This is a genomic window from Xanthomonas sp. NCPPB 2933 (assembly GCF_056725225.1).
The window spans coordinates 1,598,287-1,621,141 of sequence record NZ_CM161518.1 but is presented as its reverse complement, the minus strand read 5'-3'; the positions used below and the strand labels follow the sequence as shown (position 1 = coordinate 1,621,141).

11 protein-coding genes and 1 other RNA gene are annotated in these 22,855 nt (G+C 62.9%); 5 read left to right on the top strand and 7 right to left on the bottom strand.

Translation table 11 applies throughout. The features are described 5' to 3' along the window. Positions 1-991 precede the first annotated feature (991 nt). Complete coding sequence (locus AC1PLU_RS06585) at positions 992-2,524, bottom strand: helix-turn-helix domain-containing protein (protein ID WP_481108020.1); 1,533 nt, start codon at positions 2,522-2,524, stop codon at positions 992-994. Positions 2,525-2,970: 446 nt separating this feature from the next. Between AC1PLU_RS06585 and mdtD the strand changes: the two genes are divergently transcribed. Continuing rightward, the gene (gene mdtD / locus AC1PLU_RS06580; RefSeq protein WP_481108019.1) at positions 2,971-4,392 is read left to right on the top strand and encodes a multidrug transporter subunit MdtD; all 1,422 of its coding nucleotides are present in this window, start codon (positions 2,971-2,973) and stop codon (positions 4,390-4,392) included. A gap of 83 nt (positions 4,393-4,475) precedes the next feature. Here the strand turns inward: mdtD and AC1PLU_RS06575 are convergent. The 5 genes from AC1PLU_RS06575 to AC1PLU_RS06555 form a co-directional block, all read right to left on the bottom strand. Next, a non-coding RNA gene (locus AC1PLU_RS06575) (sX9 sRNA) lies at positions 4,476-4,552 on the bottom strand. A 58-nt stretch (positions 4,553-4,610) separates the two neighbouring features. Next, entirely contained in the window at positions 4,611-8,297 is a 3,687-nt protein-coding gene (locus AC1PLU_RS06570) for a hybrid sensor histidine kinase/response regulator (protein WP_481108018.1), read from the bottom strand. A gap of 199 nt (positions 8,298-8,496) precedes the next feature. After that, positions 8,497-12,081 carry a hybrid sensor histidine kinase/response regulator gene (locus tag AC1PLU_RS06565; RefSeq protein WP_481108478.1) on the bottom strand — a complete coding sequence of 1,195 codons (3,585 nt, stop codon included), beginning with the start codon at positions 12,079-12,081 and terminating at the stop codon, positions 8,497-8,499. Positions 12,082-12,280: 199 nt separating this feature from the next. Beyond that, positions 12,281-15,820 carry a sensor histidine kinase gene (locus tag AC1PLU_RS06560; RefSeq protein WP_481094278.1) on the bottom strand — a complete coding sequence of 1,180 codons (3,540 nt, stop codon included), beginning with the start codon at positions 15,818-15,820 and terminating at the stop codon, positions 12,281-12,283. 79 nt (positions 15,821-15,899) lie between these two features. Beyond that, positions 15,900-19,469 (bottom strand): sensor histidine kinase, encoded by a 3,570-nt coding sequence (locus tag AC1PLU_RS06555; RefSeq protein ID WP_481094279.1) that lies wholly within the window; start codon positions 19,467-19,469, stop codon positions 15,900-15,902. 95 nt (positions 19,470-19,564) lie between these two features. Between AC1PLU_RS06555 and AC1PLU_RS06550 the strand changes: the two genes are divergently transcribed. The 4 genes from AC1PLU_RS06550 to AC1PLU_RS06535 all read left to right on the top strand — a co-directional run bounded on the left by AC1PLU_RS06550 (position 19,565) and on the right by AC1PLU_RS06535 (position 22,081). Continuing rightward, positions 19,565-20,221, top strand: coding sequence for a YceI family protein (locus AC1PLU_RS06550; protein WP_481094280.1), 657 nt, complete (start codon positions 19,565-19,567; stop codon positions 20,219-20,221). A 2-nt stretch (positions 20,222-20,223) separates the two neighbouring features. Continuing rightward, positions 20,224-20,787, top strand: a complete 564-nt coding sequence (locus tag AC1PLU_RS06545) for a cytochrome b (protein WP_481094281.1) — start codon at positions 20,224-20,226, stop codon at positions 20,785-20,787. Between the two features lie 10 nt (positions 20,788-20,797). After that, positions 20,798-21,367, top strand: coding sequence for a YceI family protein (locus AC1PLU_RS06540; protein ID WP_481094282.1), 570 nt, complete (start codon positions 20,798-20,800; stop codon positions 21,365-21,367). Between the two features lie 132 nt (positions 21,368-21,499). Beyond that, positions 21,500-22,081, top strand: a complete 582-nt coding sequence (locus AC1PLU_RS06535) for a cold shock domain-containing protein (RefSeq protein WP_481094283.1) — start codon at positions 21,500-21,502, stop codon at positions 22,079-22,081. Between the two features lie 508 nt (positions 22,082-22,589). On the opposite strand, the gene AC1PLU_RS06530 is transcribed toward AC1PLU_RS06535, so the two are convergent. Beyond that, the gene (locus tag AC1PLU_RS06530) at positions 22,590-22,823 is read right to left on the bottom strand and encodes a glutaredoxin family protein (RefSeq protein ID WP_481094284.1); all 234 of its coding nucleotides are present in this window, start codon (positions 22,821-22,823) and stop codon (positions 22,590-22,592) included. Positions 22,824-22,855 lie beyond the last annotated feature (32 nt).

Here is a 22,855-nt window from a genome sequence, read left to right as displayed (position 1 = left end):
AAAAAATTAACCTTCCACACAGCGCTGCATTAGCAACTTTAGACTTTCAGAGCTTCAAAATATTCCCGGAGGAATCATGCCTTACACGCCCAATATAAGAAACTGGAATTCCCTACAAAATCCAGATCCAGAAAACCCGCCAACCTGTGTTATCTGCGCGACTTCATTTTTGGGCCTGCTGCAACCCTATTATCTCTAGCTTGCGGACACGGGGGAGCCTTTAATGGAATTCAAAGTCCAATGCATCCGTTTTGTCTTGGCCAATGGCTAGCAAACGCCGCCAATCCAACTTGCCCTGTATGCAGGACTCCGGTCTCGCAGGACATCGAAGAAAGTCTCGGCAATGGACTAGACATATTGGTCAGCGAGCTCAACATTCGCGACGACAATCCCGATGCACTGGCTGCCGCGATCTACCCAACGGACCTAGCGTTACCTAGCAACTTTAAATCAGCAGTCCAAGACATAATTGACACATGCACGGCCAATCAGAACGAAGACAATGAAGACGACTGAGGCAGCTGTGCTGATCCGGTGGACGCAACTCTTGCAAAGGATATCCACACCCAAGAGCGTAACGAGGCCGCCCATCTTGCCTCACAGCACTGGAGGACATGCATCATGGCTACCGCCGTGAAAGAAGTGCCTGGCTTTAACACCATCGCGGCTGGCAATAGCAGACAAGTCCCGGCAGGCAATCCCATACAGTATCTCGTAGCGCAAATCGCGCCCTATCCCAATGACGATCTGATCGTTGGCAACACGTACAGCCTCTCGGGCCCGAATCACACGACGGGCTTATCGTAAGTCTGGTATACGCGCCCGGAGGCGGAATGCAGACTGCCACCTTCAAGTAGCAACTTAAGATTCCTCCAGGTCTGCCTCGCCAAATCAGAGGGCGTAAAGCCGTCGACTGCACGGAATACAGAACTTCGTGCTGGGCAATCCCAGGGACCCAGCACGAAGTTCCTGAGGACCTTACGTCTAAAGACTAGTCGATCCCACCTGCTCTATCGGCATTCCGGAACTCACGCGGACTAACCCCCACCAACCTACGGAAGCTCTTTTCGAAATGGCTCAGGTCGCCGAAGCCCACCTTCAGCGCAACTTCGGTGATGCGCAGCTTCGGTTGCCGCTGCAAAAGCTCCTTGGCCTTTTCGATGCGGAGCTGCTGCAGCATCGGTTTGAACGGGGTACCGAGTTCGTCGCGGAACAGGAAGCCCAGATGCGACTGGCTGACGTGCGCCTGCCGGGCCAATTCGCCCAGGGTCAGCGGCTCGGCATAATGGTCGCCCAGATGTACCAGGGCGCGCCGCAGTGCGTCGTGCAGGGTGGCGAGACGTTGGCCGGGGCGATGCGGAAGGCCGTCAATCCAGTCGACAGGCGTTTCCGGCGGCGTGGGCTCGGCCGGAGGATCCGCCTGTTGCGACACCGTGGCGCATGCATCGCGCTGCGCTTCTTGCGCCCGGCCTTCCAACAGACGCGGTGCGTGGCGCTGGATGTCGGCGCTGCTGATCGGCCTGCCGGCGGTCATGACCGCCAGGCGCAGCACCACCCGCTCCAGCTCCTGGAGGTTTTCCGGCCATGGGTAGTGGGTCAAAGCGTCCATCAGCACTTCGGTGACCACCTGACCGTGATCCAGGCCATGCCGATCCAGCACGCGCTCGACATGAAAGCCGATATCTGCCCGCCGCTTGCGCAACGGCGCGAGCTCGATTGCCAGGACATCCAGTTGCGACAGCAGCGCGCGTGAGAAGCGCCCCGCACGCACGCGGCGCGACAGATCGGCGGTCGTGGAGGCGATCACCCGCGGCAAGGCCTCGCAGCCCGACACAGCCCATCGTGTGTATCTACCCCGAAGATGCCCAGCAAGCTGACGCTGTAGCGCTTCGTCGAGTTCGTCCACGCCCTGCAGGAACAGCGTTCCTGCCATTGCGCGCTCGAACCATGTTGCCGGCGTGTCGTCGGGCGCGGCGCAGTCGACCGCAACGAACGCCCCCCCTCGCCAGGGCGCAGTTGCATGCAGCAAAACCGCCACTTCCTCCTTCTCGGTACCGAACTCGCCGCGCACGATGACTGGCAAGCGACTGTCTGCGGCCTGCTCGATGAACGCATCGATCATCCAGACGTCTTCGCTAACCCCCGTCAGCATCAATGATCGAGCAAGCCGGTCTTCCGCCAACCTCCGCGCTGCATCGCGCTTGATCAGATAAGCACAGCACTTTGCGACCTGCTGACACAGCGTCATCGCTTGCATGGTCATGTCGCCGTGGGCCAGGGTCACGTGCAGCGTGCCGAGCACTTGCCTGACGTGCTGGACGGGAAAACAACGCTTCATCGTTGCCTGGTTGTTCGCCTGATCCGGATCAAGCGGATCGCTTCCCTCTACTCCAACGAACTCGCATATCGCGCCATTCAATATCTCGCTCTGCGATAGTTCCGCAGCGATTTTGCCGAGCATTTTCGTCAAGGGATCTCCCGAGAGATAGGCGCGCTGTAACACATTGAAGATCTGCTTTTCCATGGAGTTTCCGACCTGATCACTGGCGCGCTCAGAAGGCGGCCATACCCAAGTCGCGCCATCCCTGACCAGACCGTCGGCAAAGCTCCAAGAAATGAATTCCGCTCTTTAGATTCAACGCTCCCCTCGCCTCCCGCTCGATCGATCCATCGCAACGCAGGGAAACCCTTGCTTGCCTTGGCTGGACCCGTTTGAGGCGTAAGAGATTCGCCAGCGAATCAACCGCTTGTCGCAAGCCATATCGGGCATTAGCACGCCGCCACTGCCCTGTCCCGACGATTCGTGACATGTGGCTGGCCTGACATTCAATTGGGTGAGGTTCGTCTCATTCGTTGCCGATGCAGCGATACATCGCTGCGACGGACTCAAGCAACGGCGTACCGCATGCCGTTGCGACTTTCTGCACAGTGGCGCGGGGATAATGCGTCGTCCTCCCTACGACGATGCTCATGTCTCAGCCCGTTCCCGTCTTACGTGCCTACGACAGCATCAAGCCGTTGCTGTGGCTGGTGTCGCTGGCGATCTTCATGCAGATGCTGGATGCGACCATCGTCAACACCGCGTTGCCGTCGATGGCGCGCAGCCTGCATGAAAGCCCGCTGCAGATGCAGTCGGTGGTGTTCAGTTATGCGTTGGCGGTGGCGATGTTCATTCCCGCATCGGGCTGGATTGCGGACCGCTTCGGTACGCGGCGTACCTTCCTGGCTGCGATCATCGTGTTCACGCTGGGCTCGTTGCTGTGCGCGGCCGCGCAGCAGTTGCCGCAGCTGGTGGCCGCACGCGTGGTGCAGGGCATCGGTGGCGCGATGTTGCTGCCGGTGGGCCGCCTGGCGGTGCTCAAGACGGTGGCGCGCGCCGACTTCCTGCGTGCGATGAGCTTCATCGCGATTCCGGCACTGATCGGTCCGCTGATCGGCCCCACCTTGGGCGGATATCTGGTCGAAGTCGCCTCCTGGCACTGGGTGTTCTTGATCAATCTGCCGATCGGCGCGATCGGGTTTATCGCTGCACTGAAGATCATGCCGGATCACTATGGCGACGCGCGCAAACGCTTCGATCTGATCGGCTATCTGATGCTGGCGTTCGGCATGGTGGCGCTGTCGTTGGCCTTGGACGGCATCTCCGAACTCGGCCTGCGCCACGCCTTCGTGATGCTGCTGGCGATCGGCGGGCTGGCCGCGTTGGCCGGTTACTGGCTGCATGCGGCCAGCGCGCCAGCGGCGTTGTTTCCGCTGGCCTTGTTCAAGGTGGCCAGCTTTCGCATCGGTATTTTGGGCAATCTGTTTGCGCGCGTGGGCAGCGGCTCGATGCCGTTCCTGATTCCTTTGTTGCTGCAGGTGGGCCTGGGCATGAGCCCGATGCATGCGGGGCTGATGATGGTGCCGGTGGCGCTGGCCGGCATGGCCGCCAAACGCGCCGCCGTCAAGTTGGTGGGCCGCTTCGGTTACCGCCGCATCCTGATGCTCAACACCGTATTGGTGGGACTGGCGATGGCCAGCTTCGCCTTGATCGATGTCGGTCAACCGCTCTGGCTGCGCTTGCTGCAGCTGGCGTGCTTTGGCGCGGTGAATTCGCTGCAGTTTACCGTCATGAATACCGTGACCCTGCGTGATCTGGACCGCGAACAGGCAAGCCCCGGCAACAGTTTGCTGTCGATGGTGATGATGTTGGCCACCGGCTTCGGCGCGGCGGCTGCGGGCAGTCTGCTGTCCGCGTTCAACACGCATCTGGGCGACAGCCATGGCGCCACCGCAGCGCTGCATGCCACCTTCCTGTGCGTCGGCGGCATCACCTTGTCGTCGACATTGATCTTCTGGCAGCTGGCCGAGACGCGGCCGCACCCCAAACATGTGGAAGAAGTTGCCGAGTAGCCATGCGTGTGCTGCAGCGTCCGGCGCAATGCGCGTGCGGATGGCCGCGCACGATTTCAACCGCAGCACACAGCCCAACGAGTGGCTGACAAAACGCTGCGAGCAGTCGCCAGATGTGAGTGCGGATGGTGCGGAGGGACTGGTGTGTAGAAGCGTACATGCCGATTCCGAGTGCCGGCCGTGCCGGCCTGGCAACTGCGCAGTAGTTAATAGTCGCTTTAAATCTCCTCGCGCGGCCGCTTGCTTCGCAACGCCTCGGCAATGGTGTCGGCAAGCATGTCGCCAGTGAGTGGCTTGCGCAGGAAGCTGTCGAATCCGGCTTGCTCCGCAGTAGGCTCGGCTGCTTCGTCAGAGCGCGCGGTGACTGCAATCAGCGGCATGTCGTAGCCGAACACGCGCAACTGCCGCGCCAGCGCAAAGCCATCCAGGCCCGGCAGATCCAGATCGAGCAACGCCAGGTCGAAGGTGTTGTCGGCCGCTTCGGTCAGTGCGGCCAGCCCGTGCGGTGCGTGCACCACCGAGTGGCCTTGCGAACGCAGCAGGCCAACGATGACCTCGGCGATGGTGGGGTCGTCTTCCACCAGCAGGATACGCTGCGGGGCGACTGCTCCACCGGCACGCGCTACCTCGCCGCCGAGCGTGGCGTTGGAGGCGACCCAGCGCAGCGGTAGATCGACGACAAATCGCGTGCCGGCGCCGAGGCGACTGATCACTTCGATATGCCCCCCCATCGCCATTGCCAGTTCCTGGCAGATCGCCAGACCCAGGCCGCTGCCACCGTAGCGCGAGGTGGTCCTGGCACCGTCGCCTTGTTCGAAACGCTGGAACAGACGCGCCTTTTGCTCGGCATTGATGCCCGGCCCGGTATCGGCCACCTCGAAACGCAGACCTTGATACGAGCCAAGCGTGGTCAGCTTGAGCCCGACAACGCCGCGCTCGGTGAACTTGATCGCGTTGCTGAGCAGATTGAGCAGAATCTGGCGGATACGGGTGACATCGCCGCTGGCGGTGATGTCGCCGAGCAGGCCCACTTCCAGGCTGAAACGCAGACCACGCTCCTGCGCCAGTGGCGCCATCAGGCCTTCCACTTCCGCCACCAATTGGCGCACCGAAAAGGGCTCCAGATCCAGTTCCAGGCGCCCGGATTCGATCCGCGCCAGATCCAGCGCATCGTTGACCAACCGCAGCAAATGCGCGCCGGCACGCCTGATCGACTCGGTATAGCTGCGCTGCTTGGTGTCCAACGAGGTCTTCAGCAACAACTCGCTCATGCCCAGCACACCGGTCATCGGTGTGCGTACTTCGTGGCCGAGCGTGGCCAGGAAACGTGTCTTGGCGAGCGAGGCCTGCTCGGCAATTTCCTGCTTGTGCACCGCCAATTGCCAGGCATTCAAGCGACGCAGGCGACGGCGATACAACAGCACCGCCGCGGCAATGACGCATAGCGCGAGCAGACCCAAAAAGACCAATCCCCAGGGCGCCAGCCACCACGGCGGCATCACCTGAAAGCGTAGCGTTTGGCTCGCCGACCAGATGCCCTCGGCGGTGCGCCCTTGAATTTCCAGCGTGTAGTGGCCCGGCGACAAACGCGAAAACTGCCGCTCGCCACTGGGCCCGACGTCGATCCAGTCCGGGTCGTAGCCGCTGAGGCGGAAGCGGTAACTATTGGACTCGGAATCAGCCAGGCTGAGCAGGCGCGCAACGATGTGAAGATCGCGATCGGCGTCCTGCATTGTGAGCGGCTCCTGTCCGGTGATATCCAGCCCACGCTCCCCGCGCCGCAAGCCCACTCGCTCGATAATCAATGGCGGCCTGCGTGTGCTGGGTCGCATCGTGGCCGGATCGAACACCACGACGCCGTCAGGCGCAGCGCCAACGATCTGCCCGCTGCCCGCCTGCACCAGTGTGTTGATTAGCAACTGCTGATTGGGGAGCCCATCGTGCACCCCATACACACGCACCAATCTGCTGCCAGGATCGATCCGGATCAGGCCGCGCTGACTGGACACCCAGGCCACTCCCCTGGCATCGACCACCATTCCATTGGGCGCCACCATCGGAAACTCCTGATCTTTTCCAACGGTGTCCAGGTGCTTGAGCTGCTTTCCATCCCACAGGTATCGGCGTATCTCGCCCGCCAACCCGGTCCAGACCACGCCGCCCTCGCCAAGCCGGAAGAGATAGGTCGGCACGGACGGCGCACCGTCGACGGGGATAAATCGGTCGGCAGCGGGGTCCCAGCGCCTTAGACCGGCGTTATTGCTCAGCCATATCTGACCGTCGGGACCAAGGCGTATGTCCAGAATGGTCAATGCTTCCAGTCCATGACTGCCATTGACGATGGTCCGAAGCAACTGTCCATCTTCGTTCCGGATTTGAAGACCATGCTCCAGCACAGTCACCCACAGTCGGCCCTGCGCGTCCTCTGCCATCCAACTCGGTCGGTCCGCAGCACCGTCGGGATCGGGTTCCACATCTTCCCGCAGTTGCCAGCGTTTGACTTGTCGCGTCCGCGGGTCGTAGCGGACCAACGATCCTTGTACCCCGATCCAGACGAACCCGCGCCTGCTTTCGAGCATGGAGTCTGGCGGACGAACTCCGTCGATTTTCGCCAGATGCTTCTGCAGTTGGCCGGTGGTCGGATCGAGATATTCCAGCACGCCCCGGCTACCAGCTAACCAGGCACCGCCCGAAGACGAAGGCGCTGTCGACAGCACGGAGGGATTGGCCAGCGACTGCGGATCATCGCTGTAGTGCGCAAGCACCGCAAAGGTGTCCCAATGCGGAGGCAGGTGCCACAGACCGCCTTCAAGCGCCGCAAACCACAGCCCGCCCTCCCGATCTTCGTAAGCTGTGATCCAGTTTCGCCTGACCAGACCATGCGCCGACAAGCTGTAGATCGGCACGCTGCTGAAGTCGGTTCCTGCAGAAGACAGGGCGATGCCGCCGTTAGTGTCCAGCCAGTAACGCCCGCCACGATCATGCAGCAGGATACCCAGGACACGCTGCTTGCTGGCCGCGTTTTTCCATGGCTGAAGGCTGACCTGGCCGTTGGCGTTTATGCTAAACGCGTCACCTGCGATATCCGAGATCCAAAGCGTGTCGCCACTGCGCTCCATGTACAACCGATTGACGGCTTGCGTGGTTCCAGGAAGCGGCACTCGCTCGAAATGCGCACCATCCCAGCGAGCCAGCCCTCCAGGGGTTCCAATCCACAAGGTCCCGTCGGGCGCGACCTCGAACCCGTTCACGCTGTCGGACGGCAGACTGGCGGAGTCGCCGGGCACGTTGGAAAATCGCTGCATGCTGCCATCGGGACGCCACCGGTACAGTCCGTGGGCAGCGGTGCCAAGCCAGATGTCGCCGTTCGGAGTCTGTGCCAGCGCCCACACCGTAATTTCGGCCAACTCCGGGAATTGCGCATTCTGCAGGCGTGTGAACGCGCGTGTTTTGGCGTCCAGAAAGCCGGCACCGCCATTCTCGAAACCCATCCACACCCGATTGTCGCCATCGACGCAAATGGTCCAGATCGCGTTGCTGGTCAGCCCGTCTTCCATCCGCCAGATGCGATAGTTGCGCCCATCAAATCTAGCTAGTCCGTCATCGCTGGCGAGCCAGAGATAGCCCTGCTTGTCTTCGGCAAGTTCACTGATGGTGTCCGACGGCAGCCCGTCGGCGACCGTGACCTGGCTGGGTACCGGCGTGAGCAGCGCGCCCGGGGTCGCAAGTGCAGGTCGCACTGTAACGCACGGAAGCAGCGCCACCGCAGCAATCAACCAATAGGAAAAACACAGAAAAAGGCGCACTGGACACGTTTCACGACAAGTCGCCGCATAGTGCGGGCCAAGCGCAGTGCGGGCAAGCCCGGGCCCGCTTGTAGCTCCACTGCTGCTCATCTTTCCCATGCCCACAACCGATACGGCAGCGTCACAGGTCCATCCGCTGTCTGCCGCAGTCGGCGCACAGGACTGCGTCCAGCCGAAACGACCCGGACGCCCCGGAAGATCGCCGGCACGACGCATCGCTGTTCAAGCTGCCCGTTACCCGACGAAGGCGCCGCACGACGCCCGAACACCACTTGTCTCCACTGACTGGGCATCCGCTCTATCCGTCCCCGCGCGGACGCACGCTTCGCAACGCCTCGGCAATTGTGTCGGCAAGCATGTCGCCGGTGAGTGGCTTGCGCAGGAAACTGTCGAATCCCGCTTGCTCGGCGGTCGGCTCGGCGGCTTCATCAGAGCGCGCGGTCACTGCAACCAGCGGCATGTCGTAGCCGAACACGCGCAGCTGACGCGCCAGCGCGAAGCCATCCAGGCCCGGCAGATCCAGATCCAGCAAGGCAAGGTCGAAAGTGTTGTCGGCCGCCTCGGTCAGTGCGGCCAGCCCGTGTGCCGCATGCACCACCGAGTGGCCTTGCGAACGCAGCAGGCCGACGATGACCTCGGCGATGGTGGGGTCATCTTCCACCAGCAGGATGCGCAGCGGATCGATTGCAGCACGAGCACGCTCCACTTCACTGCTGAGCGTGGCATTCGAGGCGACCCAACGCAGCGGCAGATCGACCACGAAGCGCGTGCCGGCGCCAAGGCGACTGATCACTTCGATATGCCCACCCATCGCCACCGCCAGTTCCCGGCAGATCGCCAGGCCCAGGCCGCTGCCGCCGTAGCGCGAGGTGGTCCTGGCGCCATCACCTTGTTCGAAACGCTGGAACAGACGTGCCTTTTGCTCGGCATTGATACCCGGCCCGGTATCGGCTACCTCGAAACGCAGGCCCTGATACGAGCCCAGCGTGGTCAGCTTCAAACCGACCACGCCGCGCTCGGTGAACTTGATCGCGTTGCTGAGCAGATTGAGCAGAATCTGCCGGATACGGGTGACATCGCCGCTGGCAGTGATGTCGCCGAGCAGGCCCACTTCCAGGCTGAAACGCAGCCTGCGCTCCTGCGCCAGCGGTGACATCAAGCCTTCGACTTCCGCGATCAGTTGGCGTACCGAGAACGGCTGCAGATCCAGCTCAAGACGCCCGGATTCGATCCGCGCCAGGTCCAGCGCATCGTTGACCAGCCGCAACAGATGCGCACCGGCGCGGCGAATCGATTCGGTGTAGCTACGCTGTTTGTTGTCCAGCGAAGTCTTGAGCAACAGCTCGCTCATGCCAAGGACGCCGGTCATCGGCGTGCGTACTTCGTGGCCGAGCGTGGCCAGGAAACGTGTCTTGGCGAGCGAGGCTTGCTCAGCCAGTTCCTGCTTGTGCACGGCCAATTGCCAGGCATTCAAGCGACGCAGGCGATGGCGATACCACAGCACCGCCGCGGCGATGACGCATAGCGCGAGCAGACCCAAAAAGACCAGTCCCCAGGGCGCCAGCCACCACGGCGGCAGCACCTGAAAGCGTAGCGTCTGGCTCGCCGACCAGATGCCTTCGGCAGTGCGCCCCTGTATTTCTAGCGTGTAATGCCCTGAGGGCAACCGCGAAAACAGCCGCTCGCCGCTCGGCCCAACGTCGATCCAGTCCGGGTCGTAGCCGCTCAAACGGAAGCGGTAGCTGTTGGATTCGGAGTCGGCGAAACTGAGCAGCCGTGCAACGAAGTGCAGATCGCGATCGCCGTCTTCGACCACCAGCGGCTGGATATGGCTGAGGTCCAGCCCGCGCTCGCCGCGACGCAGGCCCACCCGTTCAATCACCAGCGGTACACGGCGATCACTCGGCTTCAGCTCAGCCGGGTCAAAGATCACTAGCCCGTCCGGCGTTGCTCCAACGATCAAACCCTTGGCAGATTGCACCAACGAGCGTGGCGCAAACTGCGGATTGGGCAAGCCGTCATGTACGCCATATACACGCACGCCATGGGTCGCTGAATCCACCCGAATCAGCCCGCGCATGCTGGACAACCACGCCACGCCATCGCGATCGATCACCAAACCATTCGGCGCCAGCGCCGGAAACTCATGCTCGGCACCGACGGTATCCAGGTGCTGCAGCGCCCCATTTTTCAACAGATAGCGGTGCAGTTTCCCCAGGCCGGCCAACCAGGCGACTTGATTATCGCTAAAGCGGAGAGTGAAAATTTGTTCATTGGGTGCGCCCGAAATCGTTTCGAAGCGCGCGTTGCTCGCATTCCACTGGAGCAAACCGCGATTAGTCGCAAGCCATAGGTTTCCCTCCGGGCCGGTCTGTAGTTCGTGCACGACCTGATCGCGATACAGTCCGTGACTGCCACGCAGCACGGTCCGTATGACATGCCCGTCCTCGTCGCGCTCCTGCAACCCCACTGCGGTGTTTATCCATATGTGTCCGTCGCCGGTCTGCTGCAAAATGTCCTGCGAGGCATCTAAGGCGGCATCTTTACTCTCGGAGCGCGCCCCGCTTGCGCCGTCTTTCCAGCTCAGCAATTGGCCGTTTGCCGGATCGAAACGCGCCAGCTCGGCGTATTGACCAACCCAGACCCTGCCTTTGCGATCCTCCAGCACACTGTTGGCCCAGCTCTCCGTGCCGAAGCTCGCCAGCACCCGCTCGATCTTGCCGATGCCCGGATCAACGCGCTCAAGCACGCCCGCCGTGCCCACAAGCCACATCCGGCCATCCCGTGACTTGGCCGCAGCTTGCGTTGCGAGATTTCCGCCCTGGCCGCCATCGTCCATGAGGTTGAATACCACTGCAAAACGGCGCCAGTTCGACGGCAGATGCCAGAGTCCACCATTGGGGCTGGCAAACCACACTCCGCCTTCGCGGTCCTGATAAGCGGACTCCCAATTGGGACGGATGCGACCATGCGCTGAGAGGCTATACAACGGCACATTGCGCACATCCTTGTCGATCACGTGACCTAGCCCGGCCAATGTATCGAGCCAGTAACTGCCGTCTTGATCCCGTAGTAATACGCCAAGGACCGGATATTGCGAAGGCGCGGTCCAGGGATGCGGACTCAAGCTGCCATTAGGGTCACGCCGAAACAGCTTGTCGTCGCTGGTGCCGATCCAGACACTGCCATCCCGATCTGCAGTGAGCCGCGTGATGATTTGCTCAGTACCATCCGGAAAGACCTGCCGTTCGAAATCCTTGCCGGTCCAGTGCGCAACGCCATCGGCTGTGCCAACCCACAAGGTGCCCTTCGCGTCCACTTCGAGTCGATAGATGGCGTCATTGGGCACACTGCGCGGATCGTCAGCGCGATGGACGAAATGATCCAGTAATCCATCCGGTTGCAGTCGATACAGCCCGTTTATTTCGGTACCGAACCAGATGCTGCCATCTTCGGTAGATTTGATATTCCAGATTGCCGCGCCACGCAGTTCCGGGTAGCGCGCGCCATCGTAGAAGGTGAAGGCGCTACGAGAGGAATCCAGCATGGCCAGACCGGCCATGCCGGTACCGATCCAGACACGGTTGCGCTTGTCGACGTGGACAGCCCAGACCTGGTTATCACGCAGCCCTTCTTCGATGCGCCAGATGCGGTAATTGCGGCCATCGTAGCGGGCCAGCCCATCGCTACTGGCCAACCACAGATAGCCGTTTTCGTCCTCGTCGAACCCATACACTACGTTGGATGGCAGCCCATCGGCCACCGTCAATTGACGCGGCTGCGGCAACGCCGGCACACCGCCCAGCACCAACGTCGGCCAGCCGCATATCAGAACCAGGCACAGCAGCAGCCTGCAGCGCGCAATCAGATTGGTCGCAAGCATGCGACGGAAGGGAGAGCGTGGTTGCAGCATGCCTTCTTGTTTTTCCTTTGAACGCATAGTGCGGACCGGGCGCGATGCTGGCAACACGCGAAGCTGCGATCCTGGCAATCTAGGTCATTGGACAGGCGTCGTGTTCGAGCTTTTACTCTGAAGCGCAGCGGCGGGGTTGGTCTAAGACAGTTACCACTAGCCAGCTATCTCAACCGCTCAAGGGCATCGGCTGCGTATCGGCGCGTACCCGCGCCGCCGCAATCGCGTCAACCAACATATCGGCGGTGACCGGCTTGCGCAGGAATCCATCGAAACCTGCGGCCTGCGCCTGGCGCTCCGCATCGCCGTCGGCACGCGCGGTGACTGCGAGCAGTGGGAACCCATGCCCGAGCCGGCGCAGTTGCGATGCCAGCGCAAATCCATCCAGGCCGGGGAGATCCAGATCCAGCAGCGCGATGTCGAAACCGCCATCGACCGCCTCCGACAGCGCCGCCAACCCATGCGCGGCATGCACCACCCGATGCCCACGGCCCATCAGCAGGCCGGAGATCACCTCGGCCACGGTCGGGTCGTCTTCCACCAGCAAGATGCGCAACGACTCACCGGCCACCGCGCCCAGCTCGCCAGAAGCGATGCGCACGCCGGAGCGGTCGATCGGCAACGGCAGGTCCACGCTGAACTGGGTGCCGACGCCGAGCCTGCTGCGCACGCGGATCGCGCCCTTCATCGCCACGGTGAGTTCCTGGCAGATCGCCAGCCCCAGGCCGCTGCCGCCGTAGCGAGCGCTGGTGCGCGCGCCATCGGCTTGTTCGAATCGCTGAAACAAGCGCTTCTGCTGCTCCGGGCCGATGCCCGGCCCGGAATCGCGCACCTTGAAACGCAGCACCTCGCCATGCCGACTGACCGTGAGAGAAACCTCGCCGCGTTCGGAAAACTTGATCGCGTTGCCGAGCAGATTGATCAGGATCTGGCGTACCCGCGTCGCGTCGCCCAGCACGACCAACTGCGCAGGCAATTGATTGCGATAGTGAAAGCGCAATCCGCGCGCTTCGCTGATCGGATGCATGAAATCGGCCAGTTCCTGGGTCAGTTGCGCCGGGTCGAACGGCTGCTGCACCAGCTCCAGTTTGCCGGCTTCGATACGCGCCAGATCCAGTGCATCGTTGACCAACCGCAGCAGATGCGCACCGGCCTTGCGGATCGCGTCGACGTGACTGCGCTGCTTGGCATCCAGTGGCGTGGCCAGCAGCAGTTCGCTCATGCCGAGCACACCGGTCATCGGCGTGCGTACTTCATGTCCCAGGTTGGCAAGAAAGTTCGATTTGGCCACCGAGGCCTGCTCGGCAAGCTGTTGGCGTTGTTGTGCCAGCACCCATTCCTGCTGGCGCCGCACGCGGCGCCGCCAGGCCCACACACCCAGGCATGACAGCAGCACGCACAGCAACGCGGCCACTAGCTGCGCCGGTGTGCTCAGCCACCACGGCGGGCGAACTTCCAGCTGCAACGTCGGTGCAGCGACCCAGTCGCCCTCGCCGGCACGCGCCTGCACTTCGATGCGGTAGTCGCCGGGCGGCAAGCGCGAAATCACGCGTTCGCCGCCAGCGCCCTGCTCCACCCAGCGTTCGTCGTAGCCGTCGATGCGGTAACGATAATGCGCAGAGGCCGGATCGACGAACGACAGCAATCGCGCACTGATACGCAGATCGCGATCGCGCGCCTGCAGCACCATCGGCACCTTGTGAGAGACCGGCTGCGAGCGCTCGGCATCGTTACGGCGCACCTGCACCGATTCGATCACCAGCCGTGCCGATGGCGCGGCGGAAAACGGCCGCGATGGGTCGAACAGCACGATGCCGCTGGTGGTCAGCGCCAATACTTGTCCAGTGGGGCCGGTGACCGGTGGACGCATCGAGAATTCGCTGTCGGGCAGGCCATCGCGTTGGCCGAACATGTGGATCCGCGGCTGCCCGCGCCGATAGGCGAGCAGGCCACGTGAAGTAGTGGCCCACACCGTGTCTGTACCGCCCAATGCCAAGCCACGGATGTCCGTTGCCGGAATCCCCTGCGCGCGCCCGATGCGCTCCAGTAGCCGCGCCTGCGATCCATCCCAGCTGTAGCGCTCCAACGCGCCAGAGCGCCCCGCCCAGAACTCGTGTGGCGATACAAAAGCCAGTGCGTAGACCTCATGTCCATCGCCGATTACTTTGCGAAAGCGTTCGCCCTGCCAGACCCACAGTCCATAGCCGGTCGCCGCCCATGCACTCCCATCCGGCCGCACCAACAACTGCTGCACCATGTCGTCGTCCATGCCCAGATCGGCGCCGAAACGGAATGTCGCCAGCACATGTCCATCCGCCGCACGTCGCTGCACGCCGCCCTGCACGATCGATAGCCAGAACTCGCCATCGATACCGGCTGCCATCAGCTCCACGCGGTGGATATCGGGCGTGCCGACATCCACAGGAAAGTCGCGGCGCGCGCCCGTGGCAGGGGTATAGCGCGTGATGCCCTCGCGCATTGCGATCCACAGATTGCCATCGCCTGCCGGCAGCACCGATTGCACCGAACCGCCACCCAGCGCATCGCTATGCACCACCGGCACTACTGCACCGTCTTCGCTGACCCGATACACCCCCTCGCCCGTGGTCACCAGAAAACGTTCACCATCTGCGGCAACGTTCACCAGATACAGGCTTTCCAGAGGTTTTCCCAGTGTTTCGAAGAATGTCGAGAAGCGCTGCCAATCCGGCGGCAGGTACGCCATACCTTGCGAGATCATCCCTAGCCACAGGCCGCCCTGGCGGTCCTGCATGACATCGAGCACACCGCTGTGCGCGGTAAGAAACCCACTACCACGATCGCCTTCCATCACTCGCAGCGCAGTTTCGCCGGGTGCTACTCGAAAAAAACCATCGGCTGCGCCGACCCAGTAACCGCCATGGACATCGTGTACCACAGTGCCGGCACGCACGGCGGCCGACCCGGCCCAGGGCGCCGGCTCCAGCACACCTGCCGTTGTCACGCGGTACAAACCCTTGCTGCTGCCTACCCACAGCGTACCGTCGGGATCCTTGCTCAGCTTGAGCACGGCCGTGCTCAATTGCGTCGGCGCAATGCGGACGAAGCGCTCGCCGTCGCGCATCACCAGACCACTGGCCGTGGCAATCCAGAGCCGGCCGCGCGCGTCGGTCACCATGCTCAGAATGGTGTCGCTGGGTAAACCGTCCGCTGCATCGGGCGTTGCATGAAATGCGGTGATGCGGCCGTTTTCTTCGCGCCGGCACAAGCCACCATCGCTGGTGCCGATCCAGATCGCTCCTTGCGCCTGCGCCAACGACCACACCTGCCCCACGCAGGTTTCGGTGATCTCGGGAAACTGCGCGAAATCCTTGCGCCCTGCATCCAGCATGCCCACCGGCGAGCCATTGGCACCGATCCAGACCCGGTCGCGATCATCGACAAGCAGCGTTTCCACCTGGTTGCCGGGAATCGATCGCGGATCGGCCGGATCATGCCGCCACACCTGCAAGCCGATGCCGTCATAGCGCGCCAGACCGTCGCTGGTGGCCGCCCAGATATAACCCTGCCGGTCCTGCGCCAAGGCCAGCACCATGCGCGAAGGCAGGCCTTCGACCGGCCCGAACCGGCGCATGCGCGGGGTCTCGATCTGGTTCACCGCCAACGCATCCACACCGATCAGCAGCAACAAGAGCGCAAGCAACGACAGCAGCACCTTCTTCATCTTCATCCTTGTCCCCATCGCCACCTGCACGCTTGCGCGCGCTCCCTGGCGGGACTGCACTGTACCTGCTTGGCCACGGCCGCCCCTAGTCGGCAACCGGGTCTTCCTGTGCGTCGCTGGCGTCAGCAAGCGCGCGCGCCAGTACCTGCGCAAGCAAGTCGCCGGTGACCGGCTTGCGCAAGAACCCATTGCACCCGGCCGCCATTGCCTGCGGTTCTGCATCGGCGTCGGCGCGTGCGGTCACCGCAACGATCGGAAAACGCACGCCGCGCGCGCGCAACTGCGCCACCAGTGCCGCGCCGTCGATGCCGGGCAGGTCCAGGTCGCACAGGCCGGCATCGAAGCTGCGCGTACTCACCTCGGCCAGTGCCGCAAGACCATGCAACACATGCGTGACCTGATGCCCGCGCGTCTGCAGCAGGCCGACAATCACTTGCGCCACGGTGGGGTCGTCTTCGACCAGCAGCAGCTGCAGCGGCGCCTGATCGTGAAGCGGCGTTGTGCGTGCCACATTCGGCGTCACTGCAGGTAACGCAGCCACCCAGCGCAACGGCAGTTCGACCACGAAACACGCGCCCTGCCCCAGTTCGCTGCTGACTGTCACTTCACCGCCCATGGCCGCTGCCAATTCGCGGCAGATCGCCAGCCCCAGGCCACTGCCGCCATGCCGCGCAAGCGTGAGTGCGCCTTCGGCCTGCTCGAAGCGCTGGAACAGGCGCCCGCGCTGTTCTGCACTCATGCCGGGGCCGGTATCGCGCACCTCCATCCGGATGCCTTGCTTGTGGCCTTGCGGCAGCACTGAGACACGCAAACTCACACTGCCGCGCTCAGTGAACTTGACCGCGTTGAACAACAGATTGAGCAGGATCTGCTGCACCCGGCTGGCATCGCCGTGCAGTGCCGGCGGCAACGCATCCTCCAGCTCGCACTCGAAGACCAACTGCTTCTGCTCGGCAGTCGGGCGCACCAGCTCGGCCACTTGCCTGATCAGCTGGCGCAAATCGAAATCGCGGTAATCCAATGGCAGCTTACCGGCCTCGATCCGCGCCAGATCCAACGCATCGTTGACCAGCCGCAGCAGATGCTTGCCCGCCGACTGGATTGCGCTGGCGTAGCCCTGCTGACGTCCATCCAACGGTGTTTGCAGCAGCAACTCGCTCATCCCCAGCACACCGGTCATCGGCGTACGCACCTCGTGCCCCAATGTCGCAAGAAACCGCGTCTTGGCCTGCGACGCCTGCTCGGCAAGCTCGCGTTTGTGCTGCGCAAGTTGCCATTGCGCACGCATGCGCACACGCCGGCGATAGGCGGCGGCAAGCAATGCGCTCAGCAGCAATCCAAGCAGGCAGATCAGCGCGATACCGACGTCGCTGCGCCACCAGGGTGGATTGACCGTAAATCGCAGGGTGCGCACTGGCGAGCGATTACCCAAGGGGTCTACACCCTGCAGCGCGAGCTCGTAGTTGCCGGCAGGCAAACTGGCAAATTCGCGGATCCCCGCGTTGCCCGAGGTCTGCCACTCCGTATCGAAGCCTTTCAAGAAACTGCGATAACGATTGGAAAGCGGATCGCTATACGACAGCAGACGACTGACGATCTGCAACTGCCGGTCCCCGGGACCCAGCTGAAACGGGCGATCCATCGGCAACGCGATGCGTGCACCATTACGCAGCACGCTGAGATGTTCCAACTGCAATGCGGGCACAAACGGTGCGATATCGGGCATTGCGGTATCCAGCAACACGGTGGAGCCATCGCTTGTCGCCCCGATCAAGGTGTCGCCCGCCATCAGCAGGCAATGCTGGACGAATTCCTGACTGGTCAACCCATCGCGCGTGCCGATATTGCGCAGCCGTGCCGGCGTCACCGAGGGATCGATCCGCCAGAGCCCACGCAAGCTGGAAATCCAGACCCTGCCATGCGGGTCGATCTGCATTGCAGAGGCGTCGAATCCGGCCAGCCCGTCGGCTTCGCCCACGTGGCGCACACGCGTCCAGCCTGTTGCGGTTTTTTTCCATTGTTCCGCACCGGTGGCCCGGTATACCCACACCGTCTCCGGCGATTGGCTGGCAAACGCCTGGATCGGGGTTCCTTCGAGACCTGCAACCGGCACAAAGCGGCGAGAGGTGTCGTCCCAGGCAAACATGCCGCCCTCGCCCGCAGCCCAGACACGCCCGTCGGGGCCTTGTTCAAGCTGCTGTACAGCGATGTCGCTGAGGCCATGCAGGTCCTGCTGAGTGATGCGCTGCAAGACGCGGCCGCTACGTAAATCGCGCTGCTGCACCATGTCGAGGAATGCCATCCACACCGTGTCGCCCTGCTCGATGATCCAGTCCGGCGCCGACAGCGCGGATGCCGGTTCGGGACCATCGGACGGCCAGTGGATGAACTCACCAGTGCGCAGATCCATCCGCGAGAGACCAAAGCTCAAATTGCCCAGCCAGACACGCTGCAGACGATCCTCCAACGCCGACACCAGCTCCATGCCCTTGAGATGCGGCGACTGCAATCCTGTCTGAAACGTGTCGCCCGTGCTCGGATCAACGCGCAACAAGCGACCGTCTGTATCCACCTGCCACAAACCACCAGACCGTGTGGCGGGTGCCAGATTGCAATAAATGGCATCGCCGGTCGGCACGGCGGGCTTGAGCACGGCACTGCGCTTCCAATCCGCCGGCAAATACCCCAGGCCAGTGCCATGCATCGGAACCCAAAGCCCCCCATCGGCCGCTCCCAGCAGACCGACCACATTACGGCGCGACAACGGACCCTCACCGCTGAAGGCAGGGACCGGTGGACGCTCGCCACGCGTCCGCCATAGACCGCGTCCGCTCCCTAGCCAGAACTCGCCGTCCTGAGCAGCCACTGCGCCCCAGAACTCGTTGCCGCTACCGAACATCGTTCCCCAGGGAAGCGGCTGCCATTGATCGTTGGACCCCATGACATGCAATCCAGACTCGCTGCCCAGCCACAGACGGTCGCCGGTCCATTGCAGACCGAAAATGGCCGACTGCCGGTTCGGCTCGTCTGGGACATATTCGCGACGCAGATGTTTCCCGTCGTAATAAGCCAGTCCATTACTGGTTGCGATCCACAGCCGCTGCCGGTTGTCCGCTGCAAGATTCATGATCATGGCCTGGTCAAGATCGCCATCGACCGCGCCCAGATCCACCGACGACATCGTCCCACCAGCATCGATGCGGACCAGCGCGCCGGACGTGGTCCCTGCCCAGATATCGCCGTCGAACGCAGCGATGCTGTAGATCTCGCCGTCCTTCAGCAAAGGATAGTCCGCAGTGCGATAGTGGCGAAAGTGGCGTCGTCCGGCATCCATGACGCTCAGCGTCTTGCCGCAGCCGATCCATATCCTGTCCAGCGCATCGATATGCAGCGCCTGGACCGCATTGCAGGGCAACGACGCAGGGTCGTTCGGATCGTGTCTCCAGGTCCTGAATCCCGCGCCGTCGTAACGCACCAGGCCATCCAGGGTGCCAAGCCACAGATAACCGGCACGATCCTGGTGGATCGCAACCACCATGGTCGATGGAAGTCCATCGCTAGGCCCTACAATGCGGAAACGGGGAATCTCGGGAATCTTCGCCGCACATGGCAAAGCGCCAAGCAGCAAGACAAGCACAACGATGAGCGCACGCATGTGGGCATCCTTTCCACGTCCAGCCCGCATGCTCGCAACGGATCGTTGCGAGCGCAAGCCAAGCGGAGCGCAGCGGGAATGCCTAGAATCCGCCCATGACAATCCTCGCCCGCCTGTTGCTGCTTCCCGCCCTGGTCGCGACCAGCCTTGCCGCAACCGCCGCGCCGGTGCGTTACGCGCTGGATCCGGTGCACACGCGGGTGCTGTTCGCAGTCGAACATGCCGGGTTTTCCAAGGCGTTGGGCACCGTTTCCGGAAGTAGCGGCACGCTGGTGTTCGACCCGGACGACTGGGCCTCCGCACGGCTGGATGTCAACGTGCCGCTGCACCGCGCCGACCTGGGCGATGCCAAGTGGAACGAGGCCACGCTGGCGCGCAACCTGCTCGACGCCGAGCGGTTTCCCGACGCGCATTTCGTCTCCACGCACGTCGAAGCCAGCGGCGAAGACCACGCCAAGGTCAGCGGAAACCTGACCCTGCACGGCGTCACCCGCCCGGTCACCCTGGACGTCACCCTCAACGCGCTCAAACGCCATCCGCTGCCGCCGTTCCGGCGCACTGCCGGTTTCTCGGCCACCGCCACGCTGAGCCGTGCCGAGTTCGGAATCGACGCGTGGAAGTCGATGATCGGCGACTCGGTGGAACTGCGCATCGAAGCGGAAGCCGTGCGCGAAGGCCGTGCCGAAGACGACGCACCGCAACCGCAGAACATACCCGCCGCCCCTGACGCTGCCACCAGCCCGGAATCCTGAGCATGAGCCTGAAGAACATCGAACGTTGGGGCGGTGTCAGCCAGACCCTGCATTGGCTGATCGCACTGCTGATTCTGGCGTTGGGCGTGGTTGGCCTGATCATGGGCAACCTGCCCAAGACCCCGAAATATTTCTGGGTCTACACCGCGCACAAGTCGGTGGGTCTGACCGTGCTGGCATTGGTGATCGTGCGGCTGGGCTGGCGCATCTATGCAGGCGCACCGCCGCCGGTAAGCGGTACCCCGCGCTGGCAGGAACGCATCGCCGGGCTCACGCACTGGCTGCTGTACGCCATGATCTTCGCCATGCCGTTGTCGGGCTGGCTGTACGACTCCACCAGCGGCCTGCGCCCGTTCCGTTGGTTCGGCTTGTTTGCCGTCCCCAAGCTCAGCCCGCCGGACGAACAACTGCGCGTGATTGCGCATTTCATCCACGAGTGGGGCTTCTGGTTGTTGATTGCGGTGGTGCTGGCGCATGCCGGCGCTGCGCTCTACCACCACCTGTTCCAGCGTGACGCCACCTTGGTGCGGATGTTGCCGCGCGGTTGGCTCTCTTCCAAAACCTAAAGGATTCCCCATGTCGTCCAGGTTGTTCGCCTCTCCCCTGCTGGTCGCCGCCTCATTGGTGGCCACGTTCGCTGCCGCCCCGGTCCTCGCTGCCGATTACGTGCAGGCACCCGGCTCGTCGCTGGTGTTTGCCAGCAAGTACGACGGCGAAGTCTTCACCGGCAAGTTCCCCGGGTTCGACACCACGCTGAGTTTCGATCCGGCCAATCTGGCCGGTGCCAAGCTCGACGTGCGCATCCCGCTGGCAGGTGCCGTCAGCGGCAATGGCGACCGTGATTCGACCCTGCAGGGGCCGGACTTCTTCAACGTGGCCAAGTTCGCCACCGCGCGCTACCGCGCCGACAAGTTCCGCGCAATCGGCGGCAACCAGTACGCCGCCGACGGCACGCTGGAATTGCGCGGCATCAGCAAGCCGGTCACGCTGACCTTCACCTGGACACCCGGCGCACAGCCGGTGCTGGCCGGCAAGGCAGTGGTGAAGCGCCTGGACTTCGGCGTGGGCGGCGGCGACTGGGCCGACACCAAGACCATCCCCAACGAAACCGCGATCAGCACCAAGGTCGTGTTCAAGGCGAAGTAACGCCACCGGCCGCAACCGGACGCGGCCACTAAACGGCGGACTACCTCGTCGGGTCCGCCGTTTTTTTGTGTCTGGCGATTGGATGACACCGCGCGACAGTTAGACTCGGCACTCATCCAAAGGACGCCGACGATGCGCACACACGGAACGTTGACCCGCTGGAATCCCGATCGCGGCTTCGGCTTCATTACCCCGGCTCAGCCGGGCGATGAGGTGTTCGTGCATATTTCCGCGTTTCCCAGAAGCGCAGATGCGCCGCGTATCGGCGAGCTGATTTCCTTCGAGATCGAACCAGGCAAGGATGGGCGACAGCAAGCGGTGCGCGTGATGCGCGCCGGAGCGCGTGCGCCCAAGCATGACGCGCCTGTGCGACGCAACACGGCACGCATGGCGCCGGCAAAAAGACAGATCGGGCTTGGAAAGGTCTTGCTCATGATGCTGGTGCTCGGTGGCGGGGCGTTCGCCTATCAGCAGCGCGATTACTTGATCGATGTATTCACCCCGGCACCGGCACTAGAGCAAATGTCGTCGCCAACGCGGCCCGTAGCAACTCCTGCGTCTGCGCCCACCGCGCAATACAGCTGTGGCGGACGCACGCACTGCTCGCAGATGACCTCCTGCGACGATGCCACTTACGTGTTGCAGCATTGCCCAAATACCGAAATGGACGGCGACCACGATGGCGTGCCCTGCGAGCAGCAATGGTGCCGTTGAATCAAAGCGGCTGACACCTTGAACGGGCGGCCGACAAGAATATTTTGTTAGCCGCATCTTGTTACATGCAGTCAAACGCCCGGGTCAAACGCTGAGTTGGTCGAGCGCGCGGTGCCCTCACCGCTCGCGGGACACGCCGCAAGTACGTCCATGTAGGCTCGGTGGCGGCATCCATGCCGCCACACGGTCCCGCAAGCGGCAAGGACACCGCACCAGAAAGTTGTTCGGTTGCTTTGTTCAAAAGCATGCACACCGACCATCTCGACTGGTCCTTGCCCGCCCACCGTCGCGGGACCTTACGCGGCATAGATGCCGCGTAAGAGCCTACACGGACGTACTTGCGGCGTGTCCCGCGACGGTGGGCGGGCAAGGGCCCTGCAGCAAACCCGCAGATCGGCCGCCCTGCAGCGAAGGCCCAGATCATCCGCTCCGCACCAGACCGGCGTGAAGTCGTTTTAAGCCGCTCTAAATCCAAAATCTGGCGCGTACCGGGTCCACGAGCGCCACATCAGCGCGTGCCGGAATTCAACCACTCCAGCAAACGCCGGCTATCGAACGGCCACCCCAACTCGCGCCCAACCGCATCGCGCAGCACCGGCACGCGCTCGCCGTAAGCAGACTCAAGCGCCGCATCGCCATCGATGAACACGCTGCTGAATTCGCCCGCGCGCGTCTGCGCCAGCACCGCCACGGCCTGGTCGCACAGGTGGCAATCGTCGCGTTGGTACAGGATCAAAGCCATCGCAAAGCTCTCAATGCTGCGCTGCAGCCGTG

What these genes read in the sequence shown, in the direction of transcription:
- AC1PLU_RS06585 (WP_481108020.1), bottom strand. Translation starts at nt 2,524, where the DNA reads ATGGAAAAGCAGATCTTCAATGTGTTACAGCGCGCCTATCTCTCGGGA.
- mdtD (WP_481108019.1), top strand. Translation starts at nt 2,971, where the DNA reads ATGTCTCAGCCCGTTCCCGTCTTACGTGCCTACGACAGCATCAAGCCG.
- AC1PLU_RS06570 (WP_481108018.1), bottom strand. Translation starts at nt 8,297, where the DNA reads ATGGGAAAGATGAGCAGCAGTGGAGCTACAAGCGGGCCCGGGCTTGCC.
- AC1PLU_RS06565 (WP_481108478.1), bottom strand. Translation starts at nt 12,081, where the DNA reads ATGCTTGCGACCAATCTGATTGCGCGCTGCAGGCTGCTGCTGTGCCTG.
- AC1PLU_RS06560 (WP_481094278.1), bottom strand. Translation starts at nt 15,820, where the DNA reads ATGAAGATGAAGAAGGTGCTGCTGTCGTTGCTTGCGCTCTTGTTGCTG.
- AC1PLU_RS06555 (WP_481094279.1), bottom strand. Translation starts at nt 19,469, where the DNA reads ATGCGTGCGCTCATCGTTGTGCTTGTCTTGCTGCTTGGCGCTTTGCCA.
- AC1PLU_RS06550 (WP_481094280.1), top strand. Translation starts at nt 19,565, where the DNA reads ATGACAATCCTCGCCCGCCTGTTGCTGCTTCCCGCCCTGGTCGCGACC.
- AC1PLU_RS06545 (WP_481094281.1), top strand. Translation starts at nt 20,224, where the DNA reads ATGAGCCTGAAGAACATCGAACGTTGGGGCGGTGTCAGCCAGACCCTG.
- AC1PLU_RS06540 (WP_481094282.1), top strand. Translation starts at nt 20,798, where the DNA reads ATGTCGTCCAGGTTGTTCGCCTCTCCCCTGCTGGTCGCCGCCTCATTG.
- AC1PLU_RS06535 (WP_481094283.1), top strand. Translation starts at nt 21,500, where the DNA reads ATGCGCACACACGGAACGTTGACCCGCTGGAATCCCGATCGCGGCTTC.
- AC1PLU_RS06530 (WP_481094284.1), bottom strand. Translation starts at nt 22,823, where the DNA reads ATGGCTTTGATCCTGTACCAACGCGACGATTGCCACCTGTGCGACCAG.